The organism is Nocardiopsis oceanisediminis (assembly GCF_048595525.1).
Lineage (GTDB): Bacteria > Actinomycetota > Actinomycetes > Streptosporangiales > Streptosporangiaceae > Nocardiopsis_A > Nocardiopsis_A oceanisediminis.
The window spans coordinates 5275663-5293307 of the sequence record NZ_JAFMZJ010000001.1; the positions used below are offsets into that span (position 1 = coordinate 5275663).

The 17645-nt window shown below is 75.9% G+C and carries 13 protein-coding genes; 8 read left to right on the top strand and 5 right to left on the bottom strand.

Annotated elements, in window-relative coordinates:
- Nucleotides 1–176: 176 nt before the first annotated feature.
- From J0910_RS23045 to J0910_RS23060, 4 genes are all read left to right on the top strand, one after another.
- Nucleotides 177–644: a copper chaperone PCu(A)C gene (locus J0910_RS23045; RefSeq protein ID WP_420160624.1), complete on the top strand. Its 468-nt coding sequence runs from the start codon at nt 177–179 to the stop codon at nt 642–644.
- A 126-nt stretch (nt 645–770) separates the two neighbouring features.
- Nucleotides 771–1760, top strand: a complete 990-nt coding sequence (locus J0910_RS23050; protein WP_420160625.1) for a malate dehydrogenase — start codon at nt 771–773, stop codon at nt 1758–1760.
- A 126-nt stretch (nt 1761–1886) separates the two neighbouring features.
- Nucleotides 1887–4406 (top strand): DEAD/DEAH box helicase, encoded by a 2520-nt coding sequence (locus tag J0910_RS23055; RefSeq protein WP_420160626.1) that lies wholly within the window; start codon nt 1887–1889, stop codon nt 4404–4406.
- Nucleotides 4407–5664: 1258 nt separating this feature from the next.
- The gene (locus tag J0910_RS23060; RefSeq protein WP_420160627.1) at nt 5665–6987 is read left to right on the top strand and encodes an alkaline phosphatase family protein; all 1323 of its coding nucleotides are present in this window, start codon (nt 5665–5667) and stop codon (nt 6985–6987) included.
- 377 nt (nt 6988–7364) lie between these two features.
- Here J0910_RS23060 and J0910_RS23065 read toward each other — a convergent pair whose 3' ends face one another.
- Together J0910_RS23065 and J0910_RS23070 are read right to left on the bottom strand one after the other, a co-directional pair.
- Nucleotides 7365–7799, bottom strand: a complete 435-nt coding sequence (locus J0910_RS23065; protein WP_420162062.1) for a cytidine/deoxycytidylate deaminase family protein — start codon at nt 7797–7799, stop codon at nt 7365–7367.
- Nucleotides 7800–7822: 23 nt separating this feature from the next.
- A complete protein-coding gene (locus J0910_RS23070) occupies nt 7823–8512 on the bottom strand; it encodes a RibD family protein (RefSeq protein WP_420160628.1) in 690 nt (229 codons plus the stop codon).
- A 208-nt stretch (nt 8513–8720) separates the two neighbouring features.
- Between J0910_RS23070 and J0910_RS23075 the strand changes: the two genes are divergently transcribed.
- The 4 genes from J0910_RS23075 to J0910_RS23090 all read left to right on the top strand — a co-directional run bounded on the left by J0910_RS23075 (nt 8721) and on the right by J0910_RS23090 (nt 13631).
- Entirely contained in the window at nt 8721–10130 is a 1410-nt protein-coding gene (locus J0910_RS23075; protein WP_420160629.1) for a glycoside hydrolase family 15 protein, read from the top strand.
- On the top strand, nt 10118–11509 hold the full coding sequence (locus J0910_RS23080) for an ABC transporter substrate-binding protein (RefSeq protein WP_420160630.1): 1392 nt from the start codon (nt 10118–10120) through the stop codon (nt 11507–11509). Before J0910_RS23075 ends, J0910_RS23080 begins: the two co-directional genes overlap by 13 nt.
- A 179-nt stretch (nt 11510–11688) precedes the next feature.
- Entirely contained in the window at nt 11689–12696 is a 1008-nt protein-coding gene (locus J0910_RS23085; RefSeq protein WP_420160631.1) for a carbohydrate ABC transporter permease, read from the top strand.
- 101 nt (nt 12697–12797) lie between these two features.
- On the top strand, nt 12798–13631 hold the full coding sequence (locus J0910_RS23090) for a carbohydrate ABC transporter permease (protein WP_420160632.1): 834 nt from the start codon (nt 12798–12800) through the stop codon (nt 13629–13631).
- 58 nt (nt 13632–13689) lie between these two features.
- Here the strand turns inward: J0910_RS23090 and J0910_RS23095 are convergent, their stop codons facing one another.
- The 3 genes from J0910_RS23095 to J0910_RS23105 are packed head-to-tail and all read right to left on the bottom strand — an operon-like array spanning nt 13690 to nt 17611.
- Nucleotides 13690–15150 (bottom strand): aldehyde dehydrogenase family protein, encoded by a 1461-nt coding sequence (locus J0910_RS23095; protein WP_420160633.1) that lies wholly within the window; start codon nt 15148–15150, stop codon nt 13690–13692.
- Nucleotides 15151–15194: 44 nt separating this feature from the next.
- Nucleotides 15195–16823 (bottom strand): thiamine pyrophosphate-dependent enzyme, encoded by a 1629-nt coding sequence (locus J0910_RS23100; RefSeq protein WP_420160634.1) that lies wholly within the window; start codon nt 16821–16823, stop codon nt 15195–15197.
- On the bottom strand, nt 16820–17611 hold the full coding sequence (locus J0910_RS23105; RefSeq protein ID WP_420160635.1) for an ABC transporter ATP-binding protein: 792 nt from the start codon (nt 17609–17611) through the stop codon (nt 16820–16822). The genes J0910_RS23100 and J0910_RS23105 overlap by 4 nt, the downstream gene beginning before the upstream one ends.
- Nucleotides 17612–17645: the final 34 nt, after the last annotated feature.

A 17645-nucleotide genomic window follows, 5' to 3' on the forward strand; every position in this document is an offset into this window, starting at 1 on the left:
CGAACACGGAAGGAGGCTCCTGGTGACCATGCCTTCGCCACGGGTTCCCGGGAACCGGACCGCTCCCCGGGCGGGGAAGGCCCGCCGGGCGGCTCCTCCGGGCCGGGCGGTCGCCGTTCTCTCCGCTCTATAGGGTCGCCGTAGGGGGCCGAGGGGCCTCCGGGGAGGAAGCGCCCATGGCGACGGAAGGCACGCCCGCGCAGAGCCTCTGGGCTTCCAGGATGAACGCCTGGTACATCAGGCCCGTGGAGAAGAGCTTCTGGGTCCGATGGATGCCCGGCGCGCTGCCCGCGACCGCCTACATCACGCTGCGGAACACCCGTGGCGAGGACGCGAAGGTCGTCAAGGTCCTCAGCCCCGACTACGGGAAGGTCGCGGTCGGCCGGCCCGGGGCCGGCGGCGAGGGCTCCGAGCCGGTCGGCCGCGACGCGTTCACCGTCCCCGCCGGCGGCGAGTTCGCGATGGCGCCGGGCCGCTGCCACCTCATCCTGGAGAAGCCGTACCGCCCCATCGCGCCCGGCGACGAGGTCCGCGTCATGTTCGTCCTCGAGGACCGGCGGCGGCTCAGGGTCAGGATGCCCGTCCGCCCCGGCCGGGCGGGCCGGCCGGGGGCGCTCGGGATGGCCCCGGGGCGGGAGCAATAGGGTGGGGGCGGTGGGTCGCCTGGTGGGCGCGCGGGTGCGGGTCGGCCGGGGGCGGCCGCCGTGCCGTGGCGGACCGCGGAGTAACATCGCGGGTCGCACCTACGTCGCCAGGAGAAGAAGAAGGTCATGGCCCAAGTACCCGTCAATGTCACCGTCACCGGTGCCGCCGGGCAGATCGGTTACGCGCTGCTCTTCCGGATCGCCTCTGGTCAGCTGCTCGGCCCGGACACCCCGGTGAAGCTCCGCCTGCTGGAGATCCCGCAGGCCGTGAAGGCCGCCGAGGGCACCGCGATGGAGCTCGACGACTGCGCGTTCCCGCTGCTCCAGGGGATCGACATCTTCGACGACGCCCGGCAGGCCTTCCAGGGCAGCAACGTCGCGCTGCTGGTCGGCGCGCGCCCGCGGGCCAAGGGCATGGAGCGCGGCGACCTGCTGGAGGCCAACGGCGGCATCTTCAAGCCGCAGGGCGAGGCGATCAACGCCGGCGCCGCCGACGACATCCGCGTGCTGGTGGTCGGCAACCCGGCCAACACCAACGCGCTCATCGCCCAGGCGCACGCGCCGGACGTCCCCGCCGAGCGGTTCACCGCGATGACCCGGCTGGACCACAACCGGGCGCTGACCCAGCTGGCCAAGAAGCTGGACGTGTCGGTCAACGACATCAAGAAGCTGACCATCTGGGGCAACCACTCCGCGACCCAGTACCCGGACATCTTCCACGCCGAGGTCAACGGCACCACCGGGGCCAAGGCGGTGGACGACCGGTCCTGGCTGGAGGACGACTTCATCCCGACGGTCGCCAAGCGCGGCGCGGCGATCATCGAGGCGCGCGGCGCCTCCTCGGCCGCCTCCGCCGCCAACGCCGCCATCGACCACGTCCACGACTGGGTCAACGGCACCCCGGAGGGCGACTGGACCTCGGCGGCCATCCCGTCGGACGGCTCCTACGGCGTCCCCGAGGGCCTCATCTCCTCTTTCCCCGTCGTCTCCAAGGGCGGAAAGTGGGAGATCGTGCAGGGCCTCGACATCGACGAGTTCTCCCGCGGGCGCATCGACGCCTCGGTGCAGGAGCTGGTCGAGGAGCGCGAGGCGGTGCGCAAGCTCGGCCTGGTCTGACCCGGCCGCACCGCTCGGGCGCGTCCCCTCCGGGGGGCGCGCCCTCTCGCGTTCCCGGACCCGGCCGGGCCGCCTCGCGGCGCGGGGCGCAGGGGGTGGATCGCGAGGTGTCCCGAAGAGGGCAGTATGGAGAGCGTGAGTCTCATCGATCTTCTTCCGGCCCGGCCCGAGCCCGACACCGTCTACGAGGCCTTCGCCTCCTGGGCCGAGGAGCGTGGCCTCACCCTCTACCTGCACCAGGAAGAGGCCCTGATCGAGGTGGTCTCGGGGAGCAACGTCATCCTGAGCACCCCCACCGGGTCGGGCAAGAGCCTGGTCGCCGCGGGGGCGCTGTTCGCCGCGCTGGCCCGGGACGAGTGCGCCTTCTACACCGCTCCGATCAAGGCCCTGGTGTCGGAGAAGTTCTTCGACCTGTGCGCGATGTTCGGCACCGAGAACGTCGGCATGATGACCGGTGACGCCAGCGTCAACGCCGACGCCCCCATCATCTGCTGCACCGCCGAGGTGCTGGCCAACATCGCGCTGCGGGACGGCTCCGAGGCCGACATCGGCACCGTGGTGATGGACGAGTTCCACTTCTACGGCGACCCGGAGCGCGGCTGGGCCTGGCAGGTGCCGCTGCTGGAGCTGCCCCAGGCCCAGTTCCTGCTGATGTCGGCGACGCTGGGCGACGTCAGCCGGTTCGAGGACGACCTGACCCGGCGCACCGGCCGCGCCACCTCCGTGGTCAGCTCCGCGGAGCGCCCGGTCCCGCTCTACTACGACTTCCGCAAGACCCCGCTGCACGAGACCCTGGAGGAGCTCCTGGAGAACCGGGAGGCCCCCATCTACATCGTGCACTTCACCCAGGCGCAGGCGGTCGAGCGCGCCCAGTCGCTGACCAGCATCAACATGTGCACCCGGGCGGAGAAGGACGCGATCGCCAAGGAGATCGGGAGGTTCCGGTTCACCACGAAGTTCGGCCGGAACCTCTCCCGGTACGTGCGGCACGGCATCGGCGTGCACCACGCGGGCATGCTGCCCAAGTACCGGCGGCTGGTGGAGCGGCTGGCCCAGGCCGGGCTGCTCAAGGTCATCTGCGGCACCGACACCCTGGGAGTGGGGGTGAACGTGCCGATCCGCACGGTGCTGTTCACCGCGCTCAGCAAGTACGACGGCACCCGGGTGCGCCGGCTCGGCGCGCGGGAGTTCCACCAGATCGCCGGGCGGGCCGGGCGGGCCGGCTTCGACACCGTGGGCAAGGTCGTCGCCCAGGCGCCCGAGCACGTCGTCGAGAACGAGAAGGCGCTGGCCAAGGCGGGCGACGACCCCAAGAAGCGGCGCAAGGTGGTGCGCAAGAAGGCGCCCGAGGGCTTCGTCGGCTGGGACCAGTCCACCTTCGAGAAGCTGATCGCCGCCTCCCCGGAGCCGCTGAAGTCCCGGTTCAAGGTCAGCAACGCGATGCTGCTCAGCGTCATCGCCCGGCCCGGCGACTGCTTCGCCGGGATGCGCCACCTGCTCACCGACAACCACGAGGACCGGGCGTCGCAGCGCCGGCAGATCAGCGAGGCGATCGCGATCTACCGGTCGCTGATCGACGGCGGCATCGTGGAGCGGATCCCCGAGCCCGGACCGGACGGCCGCACCGCCCGGCTCACCGTCGACCTGCAGCCCGACTTCGCGCTGAACCAGCCGCTCTCCACCTTCTCGCTGGCCGCGTTCGAGCTGCTGGACCGGGAGTCGCCGGAGTATCCGCTGGACGTGCTCAGCGTCGTCGAGGCGACCCTGGACGATCCCCGGCAGATCCTCGGCGCGCAGCTGAACAAGGCGCGCGGGGAGGCCGTCGCCGAGATGAAGGCCGACGGCATCGAGTACGAGGAGCGGATGGAGCGGCTGGAGGAGATCGAGTACCCCAAGCCGCTGGAGGAGCTGCTCGACCACGCCTACCAGGTGTACCGGCGCGGCCACCCGTGGGTCGGCGACCACCCGCTGCGCCCCAAGTCGATCGCGCGCGACCTGTACGAGCGGGCGATGACCTTCACCGAGTACGTCGGCTTCTACGAGCTGGCCCGCTCCGAGGGCCTGGTGCTGCGCTACCTGGCCGGCGCGTACAAGGCGCTCGCCCAGACCGTCCCGGAGGACGCCCGCACCGAGGAGCTGCGCGACCTGATCGAGTGGCTCGGCGAGCTGGTCCGCCAGGTCGACTCCAGCCTGCTGGACGAGTGGGAGCAGCTGACCAACCCGCAGGAGGACGAGGAGCGGGAGTCGGCGCTGGAGGAGCGGCACAAGCCGGTCACCGCCAACACCCGCGCGTTCCGCGTGCTGGTCCGCAACGAGTTGTTCCGCCGGGTCGAGCTGGCCTCGCTGCGCCGCTACACCGAGCTGGGCCGCCTCGACGGCGAGGACGGCTGGGACGCGGACGAGTGGCGGGAGGCGCTGGAGGAGTACTACGCCGAGCACGACTCGATCGGCACCGGCCCCGACGCCCGCGGCCCCAAGCTGCTGCTGATCGAGGAGGTCCCGGAGGACGCCCTGTGGCGGGTCCGCCAGGTCTTCGACGACCCGGCGGGCGACCGCGACTGGGGGATCAGCGCCGAGGTCGACCTGACCGCCTCCGACGAGGAGGGCCACGCGGTGCTCCAGGTGACCGGCGTCGACCGGATGTGACCCGCGGACCCGCGGGTCCGCCCCAGGGCGATGATCTCGACGTTGCGGCCCCATCAGAGCGCCTCGTCGGCAAGCGGCCGTTGCACCGAGGATCCCGGGAAGGGCCGAGGGACGGGAGGATCCCCGTCCGGGCGCGGCGCCTCGCGGAGCGAAGGTTCAAGCAGGCGGCGACGGCGGGAGGGGCAACCAGCCAGTCGGTCGGGCGCGGCGCCCCGCGGAGCGAAGGTCAAGACCAGCGGCAACGGCGCCGGTGCGGACGGAGCCGGGCGCCTCGCCCGGGCGCGGCGCCCCGCGGAGCGGGGGTTCAAGCGGGCGGCGACGGCGGGAGGGGCGGGCGCCGCGTTCACCGTCCCGACCCGCACCCACCAGGGTGGCCTTATCCCTTATACCGGGGTTGCGGCGGGGGCGGGCGGGGGTGGGGGCGCCCTGCGCACCTCCGCGTCAGGTCGAATTACATCTACCAGCGAGTAGTAAGCCCCCAGGCCCCCACCACCCCCTCGCCGGTCACCCAGAGTGGCCAAAGCAGGGCCTCCCGAGAGGACGAAAACGACATCTCGCCCCCGCGCCGCCCCGCCCGGGTTCCAACCCTTTACGTTGCAGTCTTGCGGGCGCCCCGAACCCCCATCACCGGCCCGATCAGAGCGATTCGGGCCCCCGGAGGGCCGATCCGGGCCGGGATGCGCGCCCAGGAATCACCGGGGTGCTCTCGCGGTGCGCAGGGCGCCCCGCCCCACCATCACCCTGAGTATTCGCCCAGGTCAGGGAGGCGTGGTGGTTTCAGAGGCGGCCGGCAACGGCACCCGGGCGACGCGGGAACGGCGCCCCGCCACCCCGGCCCGCCCCGACCACTCCCGCCCTGCTCTGCCGCACCCGACCGACCAGCCGGTCCCCCACCCGCCGTCGCCGCCCGCTTGAACCCCCGCCCCGTGAGGCGCCGCGCCCGGCTGGGACGCCCGGCCCCGCCCCTTCCTCCTCCGTCGCCGCCCGTCTTGACCTGCACCCCGCGAGACGCCGCACCCGACCGACCGGCCGACCCTTTCCTCTCCTCTGTGGTGGGCGGCCTTGCAACAGGCACTGGAAACCACCGGCTTCGAGACGGCAGCGACGTCAAGATCATCGGCGGCGGGGCACCCGCGGCACGTGCGGAGCCCGGCACACGGGGACCGACACGCGGGGCCGCCCCGGTGGGCCGCCGCCCGGAGGGCGCGGGGTTACCATCGCCCCGTCCGAACGACGGCCGCCCGCTGGGAGCCCGCACGTGCCGAACCACCTGCACCGGAGAGCGTTCATCGCCCGAGGGGCGGCGGCCGCCGCGGCGGCCGGGGCCCTGGCGGTGCTGGCCGTCGCCCGGGCCGGGGCCGCCGCGGCCGGCGGGCATCCGCCCGGACCGGTGATCCTGGTCGACTGGGACGGGGTGGACCCCTGCTACCTGGACCTGCATCTGGCCGGGCGGATGCCCGCGCTGCACGCCCTGGCCGGGCAGGGGGTGCGCGCCGTCGCGTCCGGCACCTACAAGGCGGTCTCCAACCCCAACCGGGCCGGCCTGGCCACCGGCGCCCGGCCCGCGGTGCACCTCAACACCGCCTACGTGCTGGACCCCGGCACCGGGAAGGCGCGCGGGCAGAACCGCGCGGTGCACGCCGAGACGCTGTTCCAGGCGCTGCGCCGGCAGGGCCGCACCCTGCTCTCCGCGGGGTGGTACATCGTCGAGGGCAAGGGCGCCGACCGCGGCGACCCCGAGGCGCTCTACGTCCAGGGCGAGACCTGGCGGGAGAACGTCGACGCCGTGGTGGCCGCGCTGCTCGGCGAGCCGGTGAAGGCCGACGGCGGGCCGGTCCGGCTGCCCCGGGTCCCCGACCTCATCGCCGCCTACGCCGCCGACGCGGACGCCATCGGGCACAAGGAGGGGCCGTCCTCGCCGCGCATCCCGGCGGCCCTGTCCGAGCTGGACGCCGGCCTGGGCCGGATCGCGGCCGCGGTCCGCCGGGCCGGCCTGGAGCGGCGGGCCTCCTTCGTGTTCGTCTCCGACCACGGGATGACCGGCTACACCGAGTCGCTGGAGCCCGCGGTGCTCGGCGCGCTCTCCGACGCCGGGTTCTCCGCGCAGCGGCTGCACTCCGGGCAGGCGCCGGACCCCGGGACCGAGGTGGTGCTCACCGCGAGCCCGCGCGCGGCCAACGCCTACCTGCGCGGCGCCGCCGCCCAGCCCGCCGGCCGGGACCGGGTCGAGCGGGTGCTGCGCGGCCTGGATGTGCTGGAGGGGGTGTACGACCGGGCCGAGCTGGACGCGATGGGGGCCGCCCCCGACGAGGGCGACCTCGCCGTGGACGCCCGCCCGCCGTACGCCTTCATCGACCCCGCCGACCTGGACGGCGCCGAGCGGGGCGGGCACGCGAGCCTGCGCGAGGCGACCGCGCCGCTGGTGCTCTCCGGGGCCGGCGTCGTCCCGGGCGCCCGCCCGGACGCCCCGCGCACCATCGACGTCGCCCCGACCATCGCCCGCCTGCTCGGCGCCGACCCGCCGGCCCGCGCCGAGGGCCGTGCCCTGGACGAGGTCCTCCGCCCCGACCCGCGCGTCTAGATCAGCGACGGGAGAGGCCCGCCCCGGGCGTTGACGCCGGAGTAGCGGCCCTGTCAGAGCGCTCTGGCAGGGCCGCTACTCCGGCGTCAACGGGGGAAGGGCAGGGGCTCTTCTGCGCCCACCGCCCTTTCCCCGTCAACGATCCGGCGGTCCCGCCGGGCCCGATCGACCCGCGCGGCCGCGGCTCCGCGCCTGCGCTCCGCCGCGACGGGTCTCACCGCGCAGCGCTTCTGCGGCCGGTCGCCGGGCCTCTCCGGGAAGGGGCGGGACGGGCGCGGCGGCCGCGCCGGTCCGGTGGACGGGCACCGGGGCGTTCCCCGGGTGCGGGACGGGGCGGCCATGCGGTCGGCCTCCTGGAGCCGGCCGGGCCGCCGGGATCACCCGCCGCGGTTCAGCAGGTGGGCGTTGACCGCGCGGGCCTCGTCGGCCAGTCCGGGGAGTTCGAGAACGGTGCGGCCGGCCGCGGCGAGGCGCTCGGCGCCGCCGCCGTCGGTGAACAGCGCCGGCTCGTGCCAGGCGTAGACGATCCGCGGGACGGGCGTGCCCAGGATCAGCTCGGCGCACGGGCGGGGCCGGGAGGCGCGGCGGCCGCACGGCTCCAGCGAGGTGTAGAGGACGGCGCCGGCCAGCCGCGGGTCGTCCGGCGCCAGGGCGCGCAGCGCGACCTCCTCGGCGTGGTCGTGCGGGTCGTCCCTGCGGGAGTGGCCCTCGGCGATGATCCGGCCGTCCGCGTCGCAGACCACGGCGCCCACCGAGAACGCGGTCTCCGAGGGCGGGCAGCGCCGGGAGAGCTCGATGGCGCGGCGCAGCATGGCGCGGTCCCGCTCCGGCGCGCTCACCGCTCCCCCCGGTCGGCCCGGTAGTGCAGCACCGCCATCCCGCCGACCTCGCGGACCCGCTCCAGGCGGAGCGGGCTGCCCGGCCCGTCGGCGAAGACCCCCGGGCCGGTGAACCTGGGGGCGGTGGCGTCGCCGACGAAGAACGGGGCGACCGCCAGCCGGAGCTCGTCGGCGAGCCCTTCGGTGAGGAACCGGGTGTGGACCCGGGTCCCGCCCTCCACCATGAGCCGCCGCACCCCGCGCCGCACCAGGTCGGCCAGGACGGTGCGGAGCCCGACCGGGTCCCCGGCGTCCACCACCGCCACCCCGGGGGCGCGCAGGAAGCGCTGCTCGGCCGCGGGGTAGGCGGGGGAACCGGTGTAGACGACCTTCCCGGCGTCGCCGGTGGTGAAGAAGCGCGCGGCGGGGTCGAGCCTGCCGCTCTCGCTGAGCACCGCCTTCAGCAGGTCCCCGGTGCGCCCCTCGGCCTTGCGGCGGAGCCGCCGCTCCTCGGAGCGGACCAGCAGGCGCGGGTTGTCCTTGCGCACCGTCCCGGCCCCGACCATGATCGCGTCGCACTCCGCGCGCACCGCGTCCACCTCGTCGAAGTCCTCGGCGCCGGACAGCCGCAGCCGCTCGGGGCTCGCGTCGTCGATGTACCCGTCGAGTGAGACAGCGCAGCTCAGGATCGTGTAGGGGCGCTCCATGGCGGCCAGGTTAGCGTCCTGAGCGGCGAAATGACGCGGTCGGGTCGGGATAGCGGCCCGGAGCGGGGCCGGCGGCGGCCGCGCCCGCGCGATCCGCGTCCGATCCGCACCGATACGCCCCTGGTCTGGGAAGACGCGCCGGACGGCGGGTCTGGCCTCGGGGGCGGGAAGCGGGGAGCATCGGGGAGAGAACGCGAGGGGGATCCCGATGCCCGAGGAGGAGCTGGGCGTACGCGGCACCGCGTGGTCGCCGGAGACGCGGCTGTACGCCGACGGGGTGGTGCTCGGTGCCCGCGGCGCCCCGGTCACGGTGCCGCCGCATTCGGCGGCGGAGCGGGTGCCCGGAACCGGGCTGGCCCGGCCGGGGGAGGCGCCCGAGGGGGCCGCCCCCGCGGCGCCGGACGCCGTGTCCGAGGAGCGGACCGTGCTGGCCCGGGCGCGCCTGCCCGGGATCGGCACCCGGTGGGAGGAGATGGCGCGCACCGCCCTCGTCGACATCCGGACGCTGATGTTCCGGGGCGGCGCGGCCGACGGCGCGATGGTGGCGGCGTCCAGCCCGCACTGGCGGTACGTGTGGCCGCGGGACGCCTCCTACTGCGCCGTCGCCCTGCACCTGTGCGGCCTGGGCGGCGAGGCCGCGCGCGTGCTGGCCTACCTCGCCCGGGTGCTGCCCAGGGACCGGCCGTGGGACGCCCGGTACCTGCCGGACGGCTCCGGCCGGGTGCCCGACGCCCGGGGCGTCCAGCTCGACGGCGCCGGCTGGGTGCTGTGGGCGGTGTGGTGCTGGGCGCGAGGGGCGATGGCCCGGAGGGTCTCCGCCGAAGGCGTCGCCGGGCGGGCGCGAGGGGTGGTGGCCGTCGGGGAGCCCGGCTGGCCGCGGATCGAGCCGCTCGCCCGGGCCGCCCTGTCGATCGTGCTCGGTGCGCTGGCCCGCGGCCCCGAGCCCGGCCTGCCCCGGCCCTCCTCGGACTACTGGGAGAAGCGGACCCCGGCGGTGACCCTGGGCACCGCCGCGCCGCTGCTGCTCGGCGCGCGCTGCGCCGCGGACCTGTTCCGCGGCCGGGACAGGGCGGCCGCCGCCTCCGCCGCTGAGGCCTCCGCGGCGCTGGACCGCGGGATCGAGCGGCGCTTCGCGCCGCTGGGCCACCCCCGCGACCCGGACTCCCCCGGCCTCGACGCCTCGGTCGCCTTCCTGCTGCCGCCGTTCGCGCCGGCCCGGCCCGGTCCGCACGCCTCCTGGCTGCGGGCCGTGTCGGCGCTGCGCACCGGCAACGGCGGGGTCCGGCCCGGGGAGGACTGGCCGGACCCGGTGACCGCGTGGACCCCGCAGGTGTCGCTGTTCGCGCTGACCGCCGCGTGCTCCGGGGAGCGGGCGCTGGCCGAGGAGCTGCTGGACTGGCTGGAGGCGCGGCGCACCCGGCTCGGGTCGCTCCCGGAGAAGGTCACCGCGGACGGCCGCCCGGCCGTGGTCGCCCCGCTGGCGCTGACCGGGGCGACCGTGCTGGCCGCGCTCGCCGCCCTGGAGGGCCGCCCGCTGCCGCTTCCCCCGTCGGCGGGGGCCCTCCGGGCCGCCGCCCCTCCCTCCCCTTCCGGAGGGGGCCGCCGGTGTCCGCCCTGACCTTCGCGGTCCGCGCCGCCCCCTGCGCCGCACTCTGCACCGCCCTGCTGCTCTCCTCCGGGTGCGCGCCCCCGGAGGAGGACGGCGGGGACGGCGGCCTGGTCTTCTGGACCCCGCACGTGACACCGGACCGGCTGGCCCAGCAGGAGGCGACCGCCCGCGCGTTCACCGAGGAGACCGGGATCGAGGTGAACGTGGTCCCGATGTCCGCCGCGGACCAGAACCAGAGCATGGTCAGCGGGGCGGTCTCCGGGGACGTGCCCGACGTGGTGCTGATCGCCCCGGACCAGGCCTCCGCCTGGCACGACCAGGGGCTGCTGGACACCGACGTCCCCGCCGACGCGGTCGAGGCGCTGGGCGCGTCGACGTTCAGCGGCCGCGCCATGGACATGGTGACGCTGGACGGCGGGCCGGTGGCGGTGCCCAGCGACGGGTGGGGCCAGGTCCTCGTCTACCGGACCGACCTGTTCGAGAAGGCCGGGCTCGACCCGCCGGAGACGCTCGCCGACGTCGCCCAGGCCGCCGAGCTGCTGGACTCCGGCGACCGGGCCGGGATCGTGCTCGGCACCGCTCCGGGCGACCCGTTCACCACCCAGACCCTGGAGGCGGTGCTGCTCGCCGGCGGGTGCGAGCTGGTGGACGGCACCGGGACGGTGGCGCTGGAGTCCCCGGAGTGCGTCGGCGCCCTGGAGAAGTACGCCCGGATGGCCGGCGCGTCGGTCCCCGGCGACCAGGACGTGGAGACGACCCGCGCCGCCTACCTCGCCGGGGAGGCCGCGATGCTGTTCTGGGGGTCGCACATCTTCGACGAGCTCGCCGGGCTGGCCCCGGACTTCCCGCCCACCTGCGACGAGTGCGCCGGCGACCCGGCGTTCCTGGCCGAGCGCTCCGCGGCGGTCGGCGCGCTGCGCACCCCGACCGGATCGGCCGCCCAGTACGGGCTCACCCTCAACCTGGGGGTGCCGCGCGGCGCGGACACCGCCTCGGCCCGGCGGTACATCGAGTACCTGCTGGGCCCCGCCTACACCGAGGTGCTCGCCGTCTCCCCGGAGGGCCGCATCCCGATGCGGACCGGCACCGCGGACGACCCGCAGGCCTACACCCGGGCCTGGGCCGAGCTGCCGGCCGGGGAGGACGACGCGACCCGCGCCCCGCTCTCCGACTTCTACGACGAGGCGACCGTGCGCGGCATCGCGGAGAGCGCCCAGGGCTTCCGCCGGTGGGGGCTGGGCACCCGGCACGCCGCCTTCGCCGGGGCGCTGGCGTCGCAGAACACCCTCGCCCAGGAGGTGGGGCCGCTGTTCGACGGGGCCGCGCCCGCGGACGTGGCCCGCGCCATGGCGGACGGCGCCCGCGCCGTCCAGGCCGACGTCGAGTGAGGCGGGGAGACGGTGCGCACCGGAGGGACTCCGGGGCCGCGCCCCTCCCCCGATGATCTCGGCGTCGCGGGGGCGTCAGAGCGCTCTGACGCCCCCGCGACGCCGAGATCATCGCCCTGGGGCGGGCCTCTCCCGGCAGCGGTGTGAGGGGTGGTGGGGGAACACGGGAAGGAGGGGCGGTGTCCTGGAGCGCCCTTGCCGCAGGTGGTGGCGGGAGACGGGCGAGAGGGGGCGCGGGCGGGGCCGCGCCGCGGCGGCCCTTCCGCCGGAAGGCGGGGCGGCGGCGCCGGGAGGAGCTGCACGGCCGGCTGCTGGTGGCGCCGACGCTGCTGGTGGTCGGCGGGGTGGTGGTGCTGCCGATGGCCGCGGTGCTGGTGCTCTCCGTGCAGGACCTGCGGCTGATCGAGGTCCGCTCGCTCTCCCTCGCCGACCTGGGGGTCACCCTGGACAACTTCGCCCGGGTGCTGTCCGGCCCGGGTTTCTGGGCGGCGGTGCGCACCACCGTGGTCTACGCGGCGCTGACCACGGCCGGCTCGCTGGCGGCGGGGCTGCTGGTGGCGCTCGCCCTGCGCCGGCCCTTCCCCGGGCGCGGGGCGCTGCGCGCGCTGATGCTGGTGCCCTACGCCCTCCCGGTGGTCGCGGGGACCACCATCTGGACCACGCTGCTGAACCCGCAGTACGGGGCGGTCAACGAGATCGGGCGGCGGTTCCTCGGCTGGGAGGCGCCGGTCTCCTTCCTCACCCTGGGCGAGGCGGAGGTCGCGGGGGTGCCGGTCCCGGTGGCGCTGGGCGTGGTCATCGCCTTCGAGGTGTGGAAGTCGTTCCCGCTGGCCTTCCTCTTCATCACCGCGCGGCTGCAGGCGGTGCCGCGCGAGGCGGAGGAGGCGGCGGTGGTGGACGGGGCCTCGCCGGTGCAGGCGTTCCGGCACGTGCTGCTGCCGCAGCTGGCCGGGGTGCTGGGGGTGCTGGCGGTGCTCCGGTTCATCTGGTCGTTCCAGAACTTCAACGACGTGTACCTGCTCACCGGCGGGGCGGGCGGCACCGAGGTGGTGGCGGTCCGGGTCTACCAGGAGCTGGCGGTCCGCGCGGACGTGGGGACCGCGGCCGCGCTGGGGGTGCTGATGGCGCTGGCGCTGAGCCTGCCGCTCGCCGGCTACCTGCGGGCGGTGCACGGGGGGCGGCTGTGACGGGGCGGCGCGGACCGGGCGCGCGGCGGGGCCGGGGCGCCCCCGAGCGGCGCCCTCCGCGCGCCCGGAGGAGGTGGGACCGGTCCTCCGCGGAGCGGCGGGTGCTGGCGGTGCTGCGGGTCGCGGTGATCGCGGTCGCGGCCGCCGCGGCGGCGGGGCCGCTGCTCTACGGGGCGGTGCTGTCGGTCCGCCCGTTCGCCTCGGTGGTCGCCGACCCGCTGGCGCTGCCCTCCCCCGGCGGCGCGGACCTGTCCGCCTACCCGAGGGCGCTGGCCGACGAGGAGGACGGCGGGTTCGGGCTGGCCCGGTTCATGCGGAATTCGCTGGCGGTGGCGGGGTGGACCACCGTGCTGGCGGTGGCCTGCAGCGTGCTGGGCGCCTACGCGGCGGTGCGGCTGCGGTTCTTCGGCCGGGACGCGATCGGCGGGTTCTTCCTGGCGGTCTACCTGTTCCCCGGGATCGTGCTGGCGGTCCCGCTGTTCGTGCTGCTCGGCCGGGCCGGGCTGGCCGGCTCGCTGCCCGGCCTGGTGCTGGTGTACATGGCGCAGACCGTCCCGGTGGCGCTGTACATGCTGCGCGGGTACCTCCGGGCGGTGCCCGCCGGGGTGGAGGAGGCCGCGGAGGTCGACGGCTGCAACCGGATGCAGGTCATCGTGCGGGTGGTGCTGCCGATGGCGGTGCCGGGGGTCGCCGCGACCGCGCTGTACGTGTTCCTGATCGCCTGGAACGAGTACCTGTTCGCGCTGCTGTTCCTGGTCGGGGACCGGGAGCGGTGGACGGTGTCGCTGGGCGTCGCCCGGCTGGCCGATTTCGCGGTGCCCGCCCCGGTGCTGATGGCCGGGTCGATCGCGATCACCGTGCCGGTGGTGGCCGGGTTCCTGCTGGCCCAGCGGCTGCTGGTGTCCGGCCTGGCGGCCGGGGCGGAGAAGGGGTGAGCCGGGCGGCGGGCGGGGTGCGTCCGCCCTGGTGCCGCGCCGCCCGGCGGGCCCGGTCTCAGAACGGGTACCGCTCGATCTCGGCCTGCATGGTGACCCACTGGGTCTCGGTGAAGGCCTCGACGTTGGCGGTGGTCCCGCCGAACCGGGAGCCGGTGCCGGAGGCGCCGACCCCGCCGAAGGGGGCCACCGCCTCGTCGTCCACGGTCTGGTCGTTGATGTGCACCAGGCCGGAGGGGATGCGGTCGGCCAGCTCCAGGCCGCGCATCGGGTTGCCGGTGAGGATGCCCAGGGAGAGCCCGTACTCGCCGTGCGCGGCGAGCTCCGCGGCCTCGTCCAGGGTGTCGAACCGGACGATGGGGGCGACCGGGCCGAACACCTCCTCGGCGTAGGCGGGGGCGTCCGGGCCGACCCGGTCCAGCACGGTGGGCCGGTAGAACAGGCCGTCGTAGGTGCCGCCGGCGAGCACCCGCGCGCCCGCCTCGGCGCTCCGCCGCACCAGGTCGTGCACCCGGTCGCGCTGGCCCTCGTCGATCAGCGGGCCGAGCGCCCCCTCCTCCTTCTCCGGGTCGCCGACGTGCAGCGCCTCGGCCTTGGCGGCGAGCCGCTCGGCGTAGGCGTCGGCGACGGCGGAGTGCACCAGGTGCCGGCCGGTGGTCATGCAGATCTGGCCCTGGTGCAGGAAGGAGCCCCAGGCGCCGGCGGAGGCGGCCCGCTCCACGTCGGCGTCGTCCAGCACGATCAGCGGGGAGTTCCCGCCGAGTTCCAGGTGGGCCCGCTTGAGGTGGCGTCCGGCGGCCTCGCCGACCCGGCGGCCGGCCGCGGTGGAGCCGGTGAACGAGATGACCCGCACCCGGGGGTCGGTGACCAGCCGCTCCCCCGCCTGCGCGCCGCCGGGCAGCACGTGCAGCACGCCCTCGGGCAGCCCGGCCGCGCGGAACACCTCGGCGACCACCGCGCCGCCGCAGACCGCGGTGCGCGGGTCGGGCTTGAGCACGACGGCGTTGCCCAGCGCCAGCGCCGGGGCGACCGAGCGCAGGCCGAGGATGAGCGGGAAGTTGAACGGGGCGATGACGCCGACCACGCCGACCGGAACCCTGCGGGCGAGGCTGAGCCGGGGGCGGGCGCTGCGCAGCACCTCGCCGGCGGGCTGGGAGGCGAGCGCGGCGCACTCGTAGGCCTCGGTGACGGCCAGGTGCGTCTCGAAGGCGGCCTTGCCGCGGGCCGAGCCGGCCTCGCGGACCAGCCAGCCGGCGATCTCGTCGGCGTGCTCCTCGAAGAGCGCGCCGGCGCGGCGGAGCACCGCCGCGCGCTCCTCGAAGGAGGCGGCGGCCCAGGCGCGCTGGGCGTCGGCGGCGGCCGCCGCCGACGCGGACACGTCCTCGGCCGCGGCGCTGCCGATCCGGGCCAGTTCGGCGCCGGTGGCCGGGGCGGTCACCGGGGCGTCGCCGCCGCGGGCCGCGGTCCAGGCGCCGGTGAACACGTTGCCGTGCCATTCCTGCGATTCGAGCAGGGGCATGGGTGCCTCCTCAGGGTCGGGGCGGGGGATGCGCGCGGGCGCGGTCAGGGGCGGAAGGCGATGTCGGCGTTGGAGTCGACCGCGACGTCGAGCAGGACCGGCTCGGTGCGGCCGCGCAGGGTGGGCACGATCTCGTCGAGCGCGGCGTCCAGCTCCTCGGCGGTGGCGGCGGTGCGCGCCGGGCAGCCCAGGCCGCGGGCGAGCGCGGCGAGCGAGACCTGGGAGAAGTCGGGCCAGGGCGGCTTGCCGCCGCGGGCGTCGGCCAGCCGGTCCATGATGGCGTAGCGCTTGTTGGAGAGCACCAGGAAGCAGACGCCGGCGCCGTACCGGGCGGCGCTCCACAGCGCCTGGACCTGGTAGAGCGAGGAGCCGTCGCCGACCACCGCGACCACCGGGCGGTCCGGGGCGGCCATCCGCAGCCCGGTGGCGGCGGGCAGTGCGAAGCCCAGGCCGCCCATGGCCGCGGAGAGGAAGCCCATCGGGCGCCGGGCGGGGACGAGGCGGTGCAGGTCGGGCCGGCTGGAGGGGGTCTCCTCGACGAGCACGGTGTCGGGGTCGATGCGGGCGGCGAGCGCCGCCAGCACGTGCGCGGGGCGCAGCCCTTCGGGGCCGTAGACCTGCTGCTCCGCGGCCGGGGCGGGGGCGGGGGCCGGGGCGGCGGGGGTGCGCGGGCGCACCCGGTCGGCGAGGAGCCGCACGGCCGGGGCGACGGGCGCCAGCACGGCCAGTTCGACCGGGCTGCGGTGCGCCTCGGCGGGGTCGTCGGTGAGCACCGCGATGCGGGTGCCCGGCTCGGCCAGCGGCCCCTCGGAGTAGGGGTACTGGCGGAACACCGGGGCGCCCACGGCGAGCACCGCGTCGTAGGGGGCGAGGGCCTCGCGGAGCCGGGGGCGGTCGGCGGGGAGGAAGCCGGCGAACAGCGGGTGGTCCTGCGGGAACCCGGCCCGCGCGCCGAAGCTCTCCTGGTGGACGGGGGTGCCCAGGCGCTCGGCGAGGGCGGTGAGCGCGGCCCACTCCTCCTCCCCGTCGGCGCCGGCGCCGACGACCAGGGCGGGTGCGGAGGCCTCGTCGAGGAGGCGGGCCAGGCCCTCGACGGCGGCCGGGTCGGCGGCCGCGGAGCGGACCACCCGCTCGGCGGCGGAGCGGGGCCTGCCGGTGTCGGCGGGCTCGCCCCAGTCGCCCTGGGGGACGATGACGATCGCCGGGCCCTTGCCCTGCTCGGCCTCGTGGTGGGCGCGGGCGATCGCGCCGGGGACCTCCTGGGGGACCGCGGGCTCCTCGGTCCACACCGGGTAGTCGCCGGCCAGGTCGCGCAGCCGGCCGGTGAGGAACGGCTCCAGGGCGAGGTGGCGGCGGTCCTGCTGGCCGACGAGGACGACCAGCGGGGCGCGGTTGGCGCGGGCGGTGGCCAGGGCGCCCACCGCGTTGCCAAGCCCGGCGGTGGTGTGCAGCTGCACCAGTGCCGGGCGGCGGCGGGCCAGGGCCCACCCGGTGGCCATGCCCACCACCGAGCCCTCGTGCAGCGCGAGCACGAAGTCGATGTCGGCGGGCAGGTCGGTGAGGAAGGCGACCTCGGTGGAGCCGGGGTTGGCGAAGACGGTGGTCAGCCCGTAGTCGCGGAGCGTCTGCAGCGCCGCGTCCCGGACGGTGGGGGCGTCCTGCGGGTTGCTCATCGGTGCGCGCCCCCGGCCGCCGCGCCCTGCTTGGCGCTCTGGATCTCGGCGTAGACCCGCGCCCGGAGTTCGGCGAAGCGCGGCTCGGAGCGGGTGGAGAGCTGGTCGCGCTCGTCCCCCAGGTCGATTTCGACGTCGTCCTGGACGACGGTGGGCGAGGAGGAGAGCACCAGGACGCGCCCGCCGAGGTAGACCGCCTCGTCGATGTCGTGCGTCACGAACAGCACGGTCATCGAGAACCGCTTCCACAGCCCGCGGACCAGGTCCTCCAGGTCGGCGCGGGTCTGGGCGTCGACCGCGGCGAACGGCTCGTCCATCAGCAGCACGCTCGGCTCGTAGGCGATGGCGCGGGCGATGGCCACCCGCTGCTGCATGCCGCCGGAGAGCTCCCAGGGGTGGGCGGCCGCGGCGTGGCCGAGCCCGACGGCCTCCAGCGAGTCGGCGACCAGCTTCCTCCGGCGCGACTTGGGCAGGCGCTTCTCCTTGAGCGGGAGTTCGACGTTGTCCTGCACGGTGAGCCAGGGGAAGAGGCTGCGGCCGTACTCCTGGAAGACCACGGCCATGCCCGGCGGCGGCCCGGTGACCTCGCGGCCGTCCACCCGGACCGTGCCCGAGGTGGGCCGCATCAGTCCGGAGATGCACTTGAGCAGGGTGGTCTTGCCGCATCCGGAGGGGCCGACCAGGCAGGCCAGCTCCCCGTCCGCGAGGGAGAAGGTGAGGTCGCGGACGGCCTCGACCTCGCGGTCGCCGCCGCGGTAGATCTTGCGCAGTCCGGTCACGTCGAGCATGTGGACCCCTTACATCTGCTGGTCGGGGAGGGGG

Bases quoted from the DNA above. Each gene is read 5' to 3' on its own strand.
- J0910_RS23045 (WP_420160624.1), top strand. From the start codon at position 177: ATGGCGACGGAAGGCACGCCCGCGCAGAGCCTCTGGGCTTCCAGGATG.
- J0910_RS23050 (WP_420160625.1), top strand. From the start codon at position 771: ATGGCCCAAGTACCCGTCAATGTCACCGTCACCGGTGCCGCCGGGCAG.
- J0910_RS23055 (WP_420160626.1), top strand. From the start codon at position 1,887: ATGGAGAGCGTGAGTCTCATCGATCTTCTTCCGGCCCGGCCCGAGCCC.
- J0910_RS23065 (WP_420162062.1), bottom strand. From the start codon at position 7,799: ATGCTGCGCCGCGCCATCGAGCTCTCCCGGCGCTGCCCGCCCTCGGAG.
- J0910_RS23070 (WP_420160628.1), bottom strand. From the start codon at position 8,512: ATGGAGCGCCCCTACACGATCCTGAGCTGCGCTGTCTCACTCGACGGG.
- J0910_RS23075 (WP_420160629.1), top strand. From the start codon at position 8,721: ATGCCCGAGGAGGAGCTGGGCGTACGCGGCACCGCGTGGTCGCCGGAG.
- J0910_RS23095 (WP_420160633.1), bottom strand. From the start codon at position 15,150: ATGCCCCTGCTCGAATCGCAGGAATGGCACGGCAACGTGTTCACCGGC.
- J0910_RS23100 (WP_420160634.1), bottom strand. From the start codon at position 16,823: ATGAGCAACCCGCAGGACGCCCCCACCGTCCGGGACGCGGCGCTGCAG.
- J0910_RS23105 (WP_420160635.1), bottom strand. From the start codon at position 17,611: ATGCTCGACGTGACCGGACTGCGCAAGATCTACCGCGGCGGCGACCGC.